Raw genomic sequence first — 14,254 nt, forward strand, 5'->3', positions numbered from 1 at the left:
TGGGTGTGTGACAACCTCATTCTGGCACAACTGATGCCGTAGGGGGCCGTCCACCCCATCAGGAACCGACCACGGTATGCGTTGCCACATGGGCCCCGGCTCTGCGGCGCATCACTTCGTGCTGCGCCGCGTCCGGGGCACGACACGGAGGCTTCCCGTCCGATCAGCCGTCTGGAACCCTGCCCATTCGCAACCGTTGGCTTTCGGTTGCAACCGGAGAACGCGGCATGCGTGCACTCCTCGTCATCGTCCTTCTGGCAATGCTGGCGGCGGCCGGATACTTCGCCTATTCCGCAATGGCGGTCGAAGGTGAGCCGATCCCGACGGAAGGCTATGTGGCACTGGCGCTGGGCGCGGGGTTTTCCGTCATCGTCGGCGTCGGGCTGATGGTGCTGCTGTTCTTCAGCAGTCGCCGCGGCTACGACGAGCCGCCACATTTCAGGTAGCACCTCGCCGGCGATGGCGGCACCGACGGCGGGCCCGGCGCAGCGACGCCGGCAAAACGACCTGCACAGTCGTTGACGGCCTCCGCCCGGGCAGGCACTTTGGCGCCGACGTCCCATCCGGGGCCTCGAGACCTGCCCCGAGACCGAATAGCCTTCTTCGCATGTCCAAGCCGCTGATCTCCGCTCTGGCCCAGTTCGCGGCCGCCACGGCCGGCCGCAACATGACCAAGGCGGCCTATGTCGCGGTGACCGTCGGCGTGCTCGGCATGGTGCTGCTGACGGACAACCGGGCCAAAGAGGCGTGGGGCTGGGTCGGCGCCCTGCTCTGGACCTGCCTCGCCTATTTCGTGTTCGAATGGCTGGTGCGGCTGCGCCATATGGCGCGGCAAGGGCGGCTTTCGCTCTACGTCTCCTCCTCCGCCGGCATCGTCGATGCGATCGGGGCGCTGGCCGTACCGGCCGCGCTTCTCCTCGGCGTCGAGCCGAAGACGGCCTGGTTGCTCAGCGTGCTCTGGGTGCTGAAGGTGGTGCCGGGCATTCCCGGTCTGCGGCAGCTGCGCCGCGTTCTGGTGCTGGAATCGGGGCCGTTGGTCAGCGTGCTCGTGATCTTCCTGATGGTGGTCTTCCTCGCCTCCGTCGCTGAATATTTCCTGGAGCGGGACGTGCAGCCGCAGACATTCGGCAGCGTCCCGAGCGCATTGTGGTGGGCGGTGGTGACCCTGACCACGACCGGCTATGGCGACGTCGTGCCGGTCACCCCGCTGGGCCGCTTGGTGGCAGCGCTGGTGATGATCTCGGGCCTCGGCGTGTTCGGCCTCTGGACCGGTATCCTGGCGACCGGCTTTGCCGCGGAGACACGGCGCGACAATTTCCTCAAGACCTGGGAATCCGTCAGCAAGGTGCCGTTCTTCGCAACCCTGGGACCGGCGGCGATCGCCGACGTCACCCACATGCTGCGCACCATCGAGCTGCCGGCGCGCACCACGATCATCCGCAAGGGTGCGCAGGGGGACTGCATGTATTTCATCGCCGCCGGCGAGGTCGAGGTCGATCTGCCCGGCAAGAAGGTGCAGCTCGGCGAAGGCGCCTTCTTCGGCGAGATGGCGCTGCTCGGCAACAACAAGCGCGGGGCCAACGTCTCGACCACGAAGGTGTCGCAGCTGCTGGTGCTCGACCTCGTCGATTTCCGCGTGCTGATGGCACGGCATCCGGATCTCGCCGAAACCATCGATGCGGAAGCAAAGCGGCGCGCGCTCGAAAACAAGTAATGGAGACAAGAATGTCGGACACAGCCGACGCAGCCACCGGCCCGCTGCTCGAACTCGCCGGCGCCCGCGCCACCATCCGCCTCAACCGGCCGAAGCATCTCAACCGGCTGCAGGCGGAGGATCTCGACGAACTCGTCAGACTGTTCGACCGGATCGAGGCCGATCCCGATATTCGCGTGCTGGTGCTGACCGGAACCGGGCGCGCCTTCTCCGCCGGCTACGATCTCAATTCGGTGGCGGAACGCGCGGTCAGCGCGAGCGAGCAGCAAAGCGCGGGCTCCGCCTTCGAGGCGGTGGTCAACCGGCTCGAGGATCTCGGCGTACCAACGATCTGCCGGCTCAATGGCGGCGTCTATGGCGGCTCGACCGACCTCGCACTCGCTTGCGATTTCCGCATCGGCGTCGATACCGCGGAAATGTTCATGCCGGCGGCGCGGCTCGGGCTGCACTATTACCCGAGCGGGATCAAACGCTATGTGACCCGCCTCGGCGTCGACAATGCGAAGAAGCTGTTCCTGACCGCGCAGAAGATCAGCGCCCCGGAGATGCTGCGCATCGGCTATCTCACCGCGATGGTGCCGGTGGAATTCCTGGACGAGGAGGTCGACAAGCTCGCTGCGATCCTCGCCGGCAACGCGCCGCAGGCGATGCGCGGCATGAAGCGCGCGATCAACGAGTTCGCCCGCGGCGAGCTCGACGAAGCCGCCGCCGACCGGCGCCACCGCGACAGCATGCGCGGTGACGAGATCAAGGAGGGTATCAAGGCATTCGCCGAGAAGCGGGCACCGCGGTTTTGAAGCGCCCTCTCATCCGCCCGCCACAGCGGCATGCTGCGCCGCCATCTCCTCATCCGCCGCGGTGATGCGCTGGAACGCCGGCCGCGCCGTCATGCGCTCGGCATAGCGGACGAAGACGTCCTTCTTCGGCACGATGCCGAACATCATGGTCCAGCTGAAGGCGACGCCCCACAATACGTCCGCCGCCGTCATGCGCTCGCCGAGCAGATAGGGTCCTTTCGCCAGCTGGGCCTCGAGCGCACCCAGCATCGTATCGTAATCGGCATAGGGCGATTGCGTGATCGGCGCTGGCTCACGCTGCATGAACTTGTCGATCAAGGCCGGCTCGAACGACGAGCCGTAATAGGCGATCCAGCGCAGATAAGGCCCGCGCAGCGGATCGTTCAGGGCGGGCGTCAACCCCGCCTGCGGAAACAAATCGGCGAGATAGATCGTGATCGCGACCTGCTCGGTCACCAGCGCCCCGCCGTGGCGAACCGCAGGCACCTTGCCGAGCGGGTTGATGGCGAGATAGGCGGGCTTGCGCTGCTCGCCGGCCTTCATGTTGAGGACATGGAGACCGTAGGGCGCACCCAGCTCCTCCAGCAGCACCCGCGTCCCGGTGGCGCGCGTCTGCGGCGAGTAATACAGCGTGATGCGGTTCGAATCGGTCATGGCGCGTCTCCTCGGTGCCGTCGGGCGATGGCGCAGCTTGTAGCGAACCATACCTGACATCCTGTGTCAGGTATGGTTTAAGGGATCATGCGCGCGAGCCGGATGCTGTCGATCCTCACCACCCTCCAGGCCAGGGGACAGGTCACCGCGCCCGAACTCGCAGAGGCCTGCGAAGTGTCGGTGCGCACGATCTATCGCGACATCGACGCGCTCGCGGCGTCCGGCGTTCCGGTCTACGCCGACCGTGGCGCGGAAGGCGGCTATCGCCTGCTCGACGGCTATCGCGTGCGGCTGAACGGGCTGTCGCAGAGCGAGGCCGGCGCGCTGTTCCTGGCGGGGTTGCCAGGCCCGGCCGCGGCGCTCGGGCTCGATGCCGCGATGATCGCCGCCCAAAACAAGCTGATGGCGGCCCTGCCTGCGAATTTGCGGGAGGATGCCGGGCGGATGCAGGAGCGTTTCCACCTGGACGCGCCCGGCTGGTTCGGCGAAACGGAAGACCCGAAGCACCTGCGCACCATCGCCGGCGCGGTGCTGCGCGGGACGCTGATCAGGATTCGTTACCAGAGCTGGCGTGCGGAGAAGCAGCGCCGCGTCGCACCGCTCGGCCTCGTGGTGAAGGGCGGCAGCTGGTATCTCGCAGGACAAGTCGACGGCAGCGTGCGCACCTATCGCGTCGCACGCGTGCTCGACTGCGCGGCGCTCGATGACCGCTTCGACCGCCCCGCCGATTTCGATCTCGCTGCTTACTGGCGCGCTGCGACACTTCGTCTCGAAGCCGAGATGCATCCCAATGTCGCGATCGTCCGGCTGTCGCCGTTCGGCGTCAAGCTGCTCGACGCGCTGAGCCAGCCCTACGTCAAGGCGCGCACGCAGCTCGAGGAGACGACCGACGCAGACGGCTGGCGCATTGCGCGCGTGCCGGTCGGCAAGACGTCGTGGCACGCAGCGGCCGAACTGCTGCGGCTTGGCCCGGAGGCCGAAGTGCTGGAACCCGCCGATCTCCGCGGCAAGATGGCCGAGATGACGCAAGCGATGGCCGCGCGCTATCCCGCGGCGCGCAAAGCCTGATCGCGGCACATTTTGCTGCAGCCGACGAAACATTCCTGAAACACGATTCTTCCCGCCCGCCATGAACGCGATCGCGTCTCGTCTCGACCGAAAGCCAGGGACGCAACAATGGCCCTAGCGCCGAATGGAGAATGAAGATGTTTCGTAAGCTTGCACTTGGTCTGATCGCTGCCGGTTCGCTCGGCGTTGCCGCTCTCGCGCCCACCGCCGCTTCGGCCGGTGGCTTCCATCATCATCACTGGGGTCATCACTGGGGTCCCGGCTGGGGCTTCGGCGGCGTCTATGTCAACACCGGCGTCAGCAATTGCTACCAGGAGCGCCTGGTCCAGACCCGGCACGGCCTGCGCGTGCGCGTCGTGAATGTCTGCGCCTACGGGATCTACTGATATCTCGCCTTCACGACAAAGCTCCGGTCGCATCGCGGCCGGAGCTTTGCGTTGAGCTAGCCCGCCTGCCGCTGCCGGCGAAACCAGGCCCAGGTCTCGCGCGTCGTTCTGATGTAGCCGCGGCCGCGATGGACGATCTCGCCATCGACGATCGCGTTCAGCTTCGGCAGCGCGTGAAAGGGGATCGAGGGATAAGCGTGGTGCTCGACATGATAGGGCATGTTCCACGCCAACCATTTGACGATGGCACCGGTATAGGTGGTGCGGGTGTTCCGAAAGGCGCTGCGGGTGCGGTCGCAGCCGGTATGCTCGGCATAGAGATAGGGCCGCAGGAAGAACTGCCCGATGATCAGCGGCACGATCCAGACCCAGAGCAGCAGCGCTGAAGAGAACCACAGCGAGAGCGCGAGCAGCAGGGCGTAGAGCGCGACATAGACGCGCGCCTCGGCCACGATGGTGCTGCGCTTGCTCTCGGGTATCCATGGCACGACGACCTTGCCGGTGATCGCATGACCCAGCATCAGCCGCAGACGGCCGGCGACCTGGAGCAAGCCGCTATAGGCGAGCGCAAGCTGCGCGTCGGATGCCGGCTTCACCCCGACGATCAGCTCGGGATCCCTTTCCGGGTCCTGCGTGTAGCGATGATGGTCCCAGTGAAACAGGCAGTAATATTCGTAAGGCAGCCCGATGACGAACGCCGAGAGATAGCCGACGCCGAGATTGAGGCCGCGGCTCCTGAACGCGGTCTTGTGCGCGGTCTCATGCACCGCCATGAACAGGAAGCCGACGACATAGCCCTGCACCACCATCAGCGGCAGCGCCCAAAGCACGCCCCAGCTCGACGAAACGAGCCAGATCAGTGCGCCCACCAGCACAATCACGCCGTAATGGCCGAGGCTTTGCACCGCACCTCTGACGTTGGAGCGAACCGACAATTCGCGCAGCGTGGCCGGCGTTAGCGGCTTCAGGCGATGACCGGCGTCCGAAATAACTGCGTCGCTCATGATCGGTTGCCTACCTACTTGCGGAGAAGCTCGGCGATCTCGGTCTTGATGAAGGCCTGGTCGCGTGGATTGTTGACGGGGTTGCCGGCGCGATGGCCATGCAGCGATGGGATCGGATGCAGAACGGCTGACCTTGCATTGACGAGCTTGCCGAGTTCGTCCTCATTGTCGCGGAGGTCGAAATAGCGGTCGGTCGCGCCCGGCATCAGCAGCATGTGCGCCTTGATCGCCGCCAGCGCCCGATCGAGATCGCCAGCGAATGCCGCACAGCGACTGATGTCGCCACGCTGCCAGATGCCCATTTGCGCCAGAAGATCGTTGGCATCGCGCCGCGCGAAGGTCGCATCCCAGGCGCGGGTGAGATAATCCTCGAGCGAGGTGAAGCCGGCTTCGCGCCAGAGCTCGTCGCGATAGAAGCCGTGCGACATCGCCCAGCCGGCATAGACGCGTCCCATGACGCGATAGCCGGCGGCGGGTTTTTCGAGGAAACGGCCGTCGCGGAACGCCGGATCGGCCGTGAGCGCGGCCTTCACGCTTTCGAGGAAGACGTGGTTGTAGGGTGCGCAGCGGGCGCTGCCGCAGACGACCGCGGCGCGCGCGACCATGTCGGGATGCAGCGCCGCCCAGTGATAGGCCTGCATGCCGCCCATCGACCAGCCGTAGACCAGCGCAAGCTTCGAGATGCCGAGATGTTCGGTGAGCAGCCGGTGCTGGACCGCGATGGCATCGTGATAGCTCACCTCGGGGAAGGACCCGGGCGTGTTCGAGGGCGAGGACGACAGGCCGTTGCCGAACAGGTTCGGAATGATGATGAAGTAACGCGTGGGATCGAGCACGCCGTCGGGACCGATCAGCCATTCAATGTCGGTGTGCTGCGCGCTGAACGAGGTCGGATAGAGGATGACGTTGTCCCTGGCGGCGCTCAGCGTGCCGTAGGTCTTGTAGGCGAGCTTCAGCGCGGGAAACTCGGTCCCGGACTGGAGCGTGACGTCGCCGGCCTCGAAAATCTCGTAATCGCGTTGCGCCGTCATGCACTTAAGCTCCCGCTCACGGCGGCCTTTTCGGCGTCGCGATGCATCGATCATGCCGGCTTTCACGGATGCGCCGCTCGCCTTATAATGTACCTTTAGTACAGTTATTCGAGAGCGGCAAGATAAATCCGATCCGCAGCCCGGCTCAGGCGATGGCTGCGAGATAGCGCGCGACCGACGCAGCAAACGCCACCTTGGCACCGCTGGCGATGTTGCGGCCCCACCAGGCGCCGTAGATCCGGTCGAAGGCGAGCGGCTCCACGGCTGACGCAATGCGCCGCACCGCGGCGGCGTTGAGCGGCATGTAGTTCGGATAGGAATACATGAAGCTGACGAAGCGCCGGTCCATCGTCACCTGCGCGATATCCCCCGTGAGCAACGCGCCCTTGCCGTCCGCACCACGCGCATAATGCAGCACCGTGGCGCCGGCAAAGTGGCCGCCGGTGCGCAGCAGCCGCACGCCGTCGGAGAGGCGATGGCTTTCGCCGGTCCAGTGCACGATCGCCGGATGAGGCCGCGTGACGAAGGCGCGATCGTCGGCGTGCAGATAGATGGGCACGCCGCCGAATGTGTCGCTCCAGTCGGCAGCCGCGCCATAGTAATGCGGATGCGAGATCGCGATAGCCTTGAGGCCGCCGAGTGCTGCGACGTGCTGGTTGACCTCGTCGGTCGCGAGCGGAAGGCAATCCCACATCACGCAGCCGTCGCCGTCGGGCACCAGCAGCGCACGCTGGCCGATGGCAAAGCTGGGCTCCATCCCGATCCCGGTCAGGCCGAGATCGTCGCGCACCACCAGTCGGTGCTTGCGCGCGAGCTCCTCGCGCGTAAGGAAGGCTTGACCGCTCCAGCCGACGAACTGGCGCTCGTCCTCGCAGATCGGACAGGTCGCAGGGGGATTTCCACTATCCGGGAATTGAGCGCCGCAGGTTGCGCAGGTCCATAAGGCCATTGCGGTGATCCATCTTGAGTCCATTCTTGCAAGACATGACGTCGCAGTCGCCGGATCGCAAGAGCAACCGGAACCAATGCGATGAGAGCAGGTTAAGTTCTGGTCCGCCCGGGCGTCCGCCGTGCCCGCCTCATGCGAGATCCGATTCGATCGGCAGCATCAAGTTCAGCGTCTCGATGACATCGCGCCCTTCAACGTCTCGCATCTGGCCCCTGTTCGCGCTCAACTTCTTCATGGCCGACATGCAGTCGGGCATCGGGCCGTTCGTCGGGGTGTTCCTCCAGGAGCGTGGCTGGGCCAGCGGGCTGATCGGCACCGCCATGACCATCGGCAATGTCGCGGGCATGCTGATCACCACGCCGATCGGCGGCTTCATCGATTCCAGCCGCAGCAAGCGGCTCTGGGTCGTCATTCCCGGCATCTGCGTGGTCGCGGCATCCGCAATCATCCTGATCTCGCAAAACTTCTGGGCGGTGACCTTCTCGCAAGTCGCGCAATCGCTGGCGAGCGCCGCAATCGTGCCGGCGGTCACGGGCATCACGCTCGGCATCGCCAAGCAGAAGGGCTTCAATGCGCTCAACGGCCGCAACCAGGCCTTCAACCATGCCGGCAACATGGTTGGCGCCGCATTGTCGGGCTATCTCGGCTACAAGTTCGGCTATGTCGCCGTGTTCGCTCTGGCGGCCGTGTTCGGTGCCATCGCCATCGCCTGCGTCATGATGATTCCAGCCGAGGCGATCGACGACCGTGCCGCGCGCGGCAGCAAGGAAGACGATTCCAAGGCGCCGCCGGATGCGATGGCGATGCTGCTGAAGCACAAGGCGCTGCTCGTGCTGGCTCTCGCCCTCGCGCTGTTCCATCTCGGCAATGCCGCGATCGTGCCGCTGTACGGACTTGCCGCGGTCGCCGAGGGACAAGCCAACGGGCCGAGCTTCGTCGCAACCACCGTGGTGATCGCACAAGGCGTGATGACCGTGACGTCGCTGATCGCGATGAAGGCCGCGAGCAAGCGCAATTACTGGCCCGTGATCCTGGTGTCTTTCATGTTCTTGCCGGTCCGCGGCGTGCTCGCCTTCTTCGTCACGGGATGGTGGGGCGTGGTGCCGATGCAGGTGCTCGACGGCATCGGCACCGGACTGCAGACCGTCGCCGTCCCCGGCATGGTCGCGCGCTCGCTCAACGGCACCGGCCGCATCAATCTCGGCCAGGGCGCCGTGATCACCGTGCAGGGCGTCGGCGCGAGCCTCAGTCCCGCCCTCGGCGGCTGGATCGCGCAATGGATCGGCTACGGGCCGACCTTCCTGCTGCTCGGCGGCTTCGGCATCGCGTCGATCGCGCTATGGCTGGCCTTCGGCGGAGCGGTGAAGAAGTATTGAGCCACAGCGCCGTATGGCGGTCGCGACGCAACGTACCCGCCTTCGATCTGCCCAATAAGCAGGCTGCGGCACCTGGTCGCTGGCTCGGCGCGTAGTTGCGAGTGGTTTTTCGCGCAATCCGGCGCTTTTCTCGTTGCCGCAGTGCGGCGCACCAACCAGGATATCTATCACTGCAACCGATCGCCCACCGACGTTTACCGCCGACCCATGACCCAGCCTCAGCTCTCATTCAGCGGCGATCCCACTGGACCGGCCTATGAGGGCTGGCGGGAGCAGTTCTGCCGGCAGGTGATGGGGACCGATTTCGTTCCGATCGGAGACGGCCCTGTGCACCGGACCATCAGGCCCGCCGTCCTCCCGCGCGTGAGGCTGTCCGCCTCCCACGGTACGCCGATGAGCTTCGTGTCCATGGGCACCAACGACGAATTGGTGGTCGTCATGTCGCCGAATTCGGCCCTGAGCGGGACCATGGCCAAGCGCGCGCTGAACATCGCCGCCGGCGACCTCACGATCGGAGATCCGTCGATCAGGGGTGCGCGAGTCACACAGATGGCCTATGGCAACTTCCAGACCGCGCTGCTACCGCGCAAGGCGCTGCTGCGCGCGTGCCCGAACGCCGAGGACCTGATTGCACGCGCGATCCCTGGCGCCAGCCCGATCACGTCGATGTTCCTGCGGTATTACGACCTCGCACACGCGCATGCCGACAAGCTCGCCCCCGCCGAGCTCGATGCGGTCTCGCAGCACCTGTTCGACCTCGCCGTGCTGATGATCGGAGCGCGCGGCGATGTCGCCGAGGAGGCGCGACTGCGCGGCCTTGCGGCAGCGCGTTTCGAAGCCATCAAGGCCGACATTCTGGCGCAGCTGGACAGCGCCGCGCTGTCGCTGTCCGACCTTGCGGCCACGCACCGCATCAGCGCGCGCACGATCCAGCTGCTGTTCGAGAAGGCCGGCATCACCTATAGCGGCTTCGTGCTCGAGCAACGTCTGCTGCGCGCCGAGCGGCTGCTTCGGAACCCGGGCCTGCGCTCGCGCAAGATCATCGAGATCGCGCACCTCGCTGGATTTCACGACGTCTCCTACTTCCATCGCGCGTTTCGCCGCCGTTTCGGAGCGACGCCCGACGATGTCAGGAAGCTGGCCAGCGAGGCCGAATAGGCCGCTTCCGCCGCGACGGCGCCGGAACGATGCCTGCTAGGTCCCGAAGCTCTTCTGCACCGCCTTGTCGAGCGTCTCGCCGCCGACGAAGCGCTGGCGCAGCTCGCGCTTGAGCAGCTTGCCGCTCGGATTCTTCGGCAAGGCGTCCACGAAGATCACGCGCTTGGGCACCTTGAAATGGGCCATATGGCCGGCGCAATGCCTGATGACAGTTTCTTCGTCGAGCTTTGCTCCGGTCTTGACCACGACGATGGCGGTCACCGCCTCGATCCAGCGCGGATCGGGCAGGCCGACCACCGCGACCTCCGAGACCTCTGGGATGCGATAGACCATCTCCTCGACCTCGCGGCTCGCGACATTCTCGCCGCCGGTCTTGATCATGTCCTTGACGCGGTCGACCACCGTGATGTGGCCTTCCTCGTCGACGGTGGCGAGATCGCCGGAGTGAAACCAGCCGCCGGCGAATGCCGCCGCGGTCTTGACTGGATCGTTGTAATAGCCGGAGAGCAGATGCGGCGAGCGATGCACGATCTCGCCGACTTCGCCGACCTCGACGTCCTCCATCGCCGTGTTGACGACGCGCGTCTCGACATTGATCACGGGCTTGCCGGCGGAGCCGGCCTTGCGGAGCTGGTCCTCCGGCCGCAGCACGGTCGCGAGCGGCGCGATCTCGGTCTGGCCGTAGAAGTTCCAGAATTTCACGGCGGGCAGGCGGCGCTGAAGCTCGAGCAGGACTTCCACCGGCATGATCGAGGCGCCGTAATAGCCCTTCTGCAAGGTCGACAGATCGGTCTTGTCGAAGTTCGGCGAGCGCAGCATCGCGATCCAGATCGTCGGCGGCGCGAAGAACGAGGTGATCCTGTGCGCCTGGATCAGCGCCAGGATGTTGTCGGCGGTCGGCTTGCCCGTGATGACACCGGAGGCGCCGAGATAAACCTGCGGACCCAGGAACACATCCAACTGGGCGCAGTGATAGAGCGGCAGGGCGTGCAGGAACTTGTCGTCCGCACTCATGCCGCCGTCGATGACGCAGCTGACATACTGCCACATCACGGCTTCATGGGTCAGCATCGCGCCCTTGGGCAGCGATTCCGTGCCTGAGGTGTAGACGATCTGCGCGAGATCGCGGCTGTCGACCGACGCGTCCAGGAACGAGCCGTCGGCATGCAAGAGATCGTCGAAGGTGGTGAGGCCGGCCGGCGCGGTGGCGGGATCCTCGCCCGGCAGCCAGATCATCTTCTCGACCGCGCAATCCTTCGCGCTCGCCGCGCGTGCCGGCTCGACGAAATCGGGTCCGGTCGCGAGCAGCTTTGCGCCGGAGCTCTTCAGGATGAAGTTGATCTCGTCCGGATTGAGCATGAAGTTGATCGGCACCAGCACGGCGCCGATCCGCGCCACGGCGAAGCGCAGCGCCGCGAAGGCGTGCGAGTTGCGCGAGAGTACGGCGAGGCGGTCGCCCTTCTTCACGCCGAGCCCGAGCAGGCCGCGGCCGAGCCGGTTGCAGATCGCGTCCATCTCTGCAAAGCTCCAGCTCACATCGCCGCAGCTCACCGCGAGCTTGTTCGGCTCGCGGCCTGCGGAGCGGCGCAGGAGATCGCCGATGGAATGCTCGCGCGCTTTCGAGATGGTGGCTGCGGTGTCGACGGTCATTTCTTCCCCGTGGAATTTTCGCTCGGCACAAATGCCGCGAGCTTTCGTGTTCGATGGAAGCGTAGTCGGCGCTGTCAGCGCCGTCAAACTGAGGCCGCAGCTGAATGGATTTGCGCGACGGATGCCGTACATCAATACGGTTCAGGGCTTGCGCCCTTTCTGCCGGAGCGTCTCGATCAGACGCAGCTTCAGATCGTCGGCGACCTTCTGGCTGACGTCCTGGCCGACCTGCGCGCTCGCCTGCGCCAGCGCATCCGACTTGGCCAGGAACTTCTGCCCCGCGGGCTGGGCATAGAACGCCTCGATCTGGCGCAACTCGTCGACGCTGAAACTCGCAGCATAGAGCGCGGCGATCTGGTCGGTGATCGCCGCAAGGGCCGGAGCGTAGATCTCGGAGCCGGCCGCCGTCATCGCGTCATAGTCGCGCTCCATCTCCGGCCGGTCCTGCGCGACCACCGGGCGGAGCTTGAGCAGCAGCTGCGGCAATAGCGCGCGATAGGGCTCCGCGAGCTTCAAGGTGACCACGAGCTTGCGCGCCGCGTCCATCGCCTCCGGCGAGGGCGTCTGTGCCGATGCAGCGCAGGTGAGGAGCAGCAGGACGCCGGCGATGGTCAACACACGTCTCGACATGAATCTCTCCTTCGCCACGTGGAAGCCGGATGCGCGATGTTTCAACGAGCCGCAGGCACTGCCGCGGCCGTCGCCGCCGGCGTGCTTTGCAATGCCGTCTCCTCGACCTCCGTCACCTTCACGAACAGGTTCGGCACCCGCTTGGCCCGGTCGAGCAGCCATGCCGCGCCAATCATGACGACGATGCCGGCGATGGAGACGGCAAGCTGTTCCCAGATGCCCTTGTTGTACTGAGTGAGGATCCAGTGCGCCGAGAACGACAAGAACACGCCCAAGCAGAAGATCGGCAGCGAATGCTGGCCGCAGAGGATCACCGGGCGCAGCCAGCCGCGGTACAGCGGCCGCCATTTGCGCGTCAGGAAGTAGGTCACCCAGATCGCCAGCGCCAGGAAATGGGTGAAGCGCAGCATGTCGAGGTCGGTCTTGTCGATCGGGTAAATCGCCTTGATCATCCATTTCGGGATCAGGGCTTCCAGCGCGTGGACGTGCCAGGTCATCACGATCAGCAGGGCAAAGACGAGCCAGGCCGCAGCCAGCGCCATCGCCGGCTTCGACCACACCCATCGGGCGATCTTGTCGATCTGGCCGATGCCGCACCAGGCCGCGAACACGAACATCAGCTGCCAACAGAACGGATTGAAGTACCAGTGGCTGCCGGGCGGATAGGACGCCACGTTCCAGTCGAACCAGCGCGACAGAATGTAGAGCACGACCGAGCCGGCGAGCGTCAGGTTCGGCCGCCGCACCAGGCCCCACACGATGAAGGGCGCGGCCAACACCAGCGTGATGTAGAGCGGCAGCACGTCGAGATTGACCGGCTTGTATTTCAACAGGATCGCCTGCCCGATCAACTCGTCCGGGTGCGCCAGGAAATTGAACACGTTGAACTCGTGCTCGTACATCGGATTGTCGAAGCGGCGCGCGGTGCGGGCGATCTGCGCGGTGAACAACAGGAATAGCATGATATGGGCGACGTACATCTCCGCCGCGCGGCGCCACAGCCGCTTGAGCGCGGCGAGGAACCAGCCGCCGGCGACGATCGGCCCGTAGATCCAGCCGACGAGATAGCCGGAGATGAAGACGAAGAATTCGGCGGCGTCGCTGAAGCCGAAATTGCGCAGCGTCAGCCAGGCCACGACATCGTGCGGGATGTGGTCGAGGAAGATCATCCACAGGCCGATGCCGCGGAAGAGATCGAGTCGCAAATCGCGCTCGACCGGCGCCAACAATGCCGACTGGTCCCGTGTGATCATGGCCCCGCCTCGTTCGCTGGGCGTCGCGCCAAAAGCGGCGCCGAACAATCGGATGCTAAAAAACGTGAATCAAAAGGTCGACTGCCGCATTGGCTAGCCTGGCAACGGTAGCCGACCCCGGGAGCCACGCAAGGGACTTGTGGGGCAGCGAACCCGCGCCTTCGCGCTGCAACAGGCGGGCCCGATCTCAAAACTCGCGAAAACAACCCCATGCACAGTAGACGATGGTTGCAAGATCAATGGGTTAGGTGGGGAGCGGGATTGGGTGCGGGTCGGGCAGGATGTCAGGAGCCAAAAAGCCAAGGGATGTGGTTTGACTCGCCCGTCCGGCTCGCTCAAGCAAGCCGAGGAGAATTGGCCGCGATCGTTGCCGCCCATTCCGAATGACGTCTTCCGCGATTTGCTTCGTCGGGCAAAACAGGAGCATAGTGGCATCATCGCAGGAGGTCGGACAGGCCGGGGTCTGGCTGCGCCTTTCGGCGCGAGCGAGTTGTGCGGTCGAGGCACGTTAGGACTTTTGTTTTCTCCGACGTTGGCCGATGGACAGTCGGAGTTTGGTGCAGTCCAGTGCTGGTACCATCATT

The 14,254-nt window shown here is 65.2% G+C and carries 14 protein-coding genes; 7 read left to right on the top strand and 7 right to left on the bottom strand.

Translation table 11 applies throughout. From position 1 onward, the window contains the following. Positions 1 to 227 precede the first annotated feature (227 nt). From XI05_RS25365 to XI05_RS25375, 3 genes are all read left to right on the top strand, one after another. Positions 228 to 446: a hypothetical protein gene (locus XI05_RS25365; protein WP_271506920.1), complete on the top strand. Its 219-nt coding sequence runs from the start codon at positions 228 to 230 to the stop codon at positions 444 to 446. Positions 447 to 607: 161 nt separating this feature from the next. Beyond that, positions 608 to 1,714, top strand: a complete 1,107-nt coding sequence (locus XI05_RS25370) for a cyclic nucleotide-gated ion channel (RefSeq protein WP_271506921.1) — start codon at positions 608 to 610, stop codon at positions 1,712 to 1,714. Positions 1,715 to 1,725: 11 nt separating this feature from the next. Continuing rightward, positions 1,726 to 2,511 carry an enoyl-CoA hydratase/isomerase family protein gene (locus XI05_RS25375; RefSeq protein ID WP_271506923.1) on the top strand — a complete coding sequence of 262 codons (786 nt, stop codon included), beginning with the start codon at positions 1,726 to 1,728 and terminating at the stop codon, positions 2,509 to 2,511. 9 nt (positions 2,512 to 2,520) lie between these two features. Here the strand turns inward: XI05_RS25375 and XI05_RS25380 are convergent, their stop codons facing one another. Then, positions 2,521 to 3,165, bottom strand: a complete 645-nt coding sequence (locus XI05_RS25380) for a glutathione S-transferase family protein (RefSeq protein WP_271506925.1) — start codon at positions 3,163 to 3,165, stop codon at positions 2,521 to 2,523. An 87-nt stretch (positions 3,166 to 3,252) separates the two neighbouring features. Here XI05_RS25380 and XI05_RS25385 point away from each other — a divergent pair, with 87 nt between their 5' ends. Both XI05_RS25385 and XI05_RS25390 read left to right on the top strand, forming a co-directional pair. Then, a complete protein-coding gene (locus XI05_RS25385) occupies positions 3,253 to 4,233 on the top strand; it encodes a helix-turn-helix transcriptional regulator (protein WP_271506927.1) in 981 nt (326 codons plus the stop codon). Between the two features lie 137 nt (positions 4,234 to 4,370). Continuing rightward, entirely contained in the window at positions 4,371 to 4,619 is a 249-nt protein-coding gene (locus tag XI05_RS25390; RefSeq protein ID WP_027574962.1) for a hypothetical protein, read from the top strand. 56 nt (positions 4,620 to 4,675) lie between these two features. Here the strand turns inward: XI05_RS25390 and XI05_RS25395 are convergent, their stop codons facing one another. From XI05_RS25395 to XI05_RS25405, 3 genes are all read right to left on the bottom strand, one after another. Next, complete coding sequence (locus XI05_RS25395) at positions 4,676 to 5,623, bottom strand: fatty acid desaturase (RefSeq protein WP_271506929.1); 948 nt, start codon at positions 5,621 to 5,623, stop codon at positions 4,676 to 4,678. A 14-nt stretch (positions 5,624 to 5,637) separates the two neighbouring features. Next, positions 5,638 to 6,654 (bottom strand): alpha/beta fold hydrolase, encoded by a 1,017-nt coding sequence (locus XI05_RS25400; RefSeq protein ID WP_271506931.1) that lies wholly within the window; start codon positions 6,652 to 6,654, stop codon positions 5,638 to 5,640. 145 nt (positions 6,655 to 6,799) lie between these two features. Continuing rightward, positions 6,800 to 7,603: an MBL fold metallo-hydrolase gene (locus XI05_RS25405; protein WP_271506933.1), complete on the bottom strand. Its 804-nt coding sequence runs from the start codon at positions 7,601 to 7,603 to the stop codon at positions 6,800 to 6,802. Between the two features lie 176 nt (positions 7,604 to 7,779). Here XI05_RS25405 and XI05_RS25410 point away from each other — a divergent pair, with 176 nt between their 5' ends. Together XI05_RS25410 and XI05_RS25415 are read left to right on the top strand one after the other, a co-directional pair. Beyond that, positions 7,780 to 8,979, top strand: coding sequence for an MFS transporter (locus XI05_RS25410; protein WP_271506935.1), 1,200 nt, complete (start codon positions 7,780 to 7,782; stop codon positions 8,977 to 8,979). 207 nt (positions 8,980 to 9,186) lie between these two features. After that, positions 9,187 to 10,137 carry an AraC family transcriptional regulator gene (locus tag XI05_RS25415; protein WP_271506937.1) on the top strand — a complete coding sequence of 317 codons (951 nt, stop codon included), beginning with the start codon at positions 9,187 to 9,189 and terminating at the stop codon, positions 10,135 to 10,137. Between the two features lie 36 nt (positions 10,138 to 10,173). Here the strand turns inward: XI05_RS25415 and XI05_RS25420 are convergent, their stop codons facing one another. The 3 genes from XI05_RS25420 to XI05_RS25430 form a co-directional block, all read right to left on the bottom strand. Then, positions 10,174 to 11,787 carry an acyl-CoA synthetase gene (locus tag XI05_RS25420; protein WP_271506939.1) on the bottom strand — a complete coding sequence of 538 codons (1,614 nt, stop codon included), beginning with the start codon at positions 11,785 to 11,787 and terminating at the stop codon, positions 10,174 to 10,176. Positions 11,788 to 11,928: 141 nt separating this feature from the next. After that, complete coding sequence (locus XI05_RS25425; RefSeq protein ID WP_271506941.1) at positions 11,929 to 12,417, bottom strand: DUF2059 domain-containing protein; 489 nt, start codon at positions 12,415 to 12,417, stop codon at positions 11,929 to 11,931. A 41-nt stretch (positions 12,418 to 12,458) separates the two neighbouring features. Then, positions 12,459 to 13,670, bottom strand: coding sequence for an OpgC domain-containing protein (locus XI05_RS25430; protein WP_271506943.1), 1,212 nt, complete (start codon positions 13,668 to 13,670; stop codon positions 12,459 to 12,461). Positions 13,671 to 14,254: the final 584 nt, after the last annotated feature.

Source organism: Bradyrhizobium sp. CCBAU 11357, from assembly GCF_028128865.1.
Taxonomy (GTDB): Bacteria; Pseudomonadota; Alphaproteobacteria; order Rhizobiales; family Xanthobacteraceae; genus Bradyrhizobium.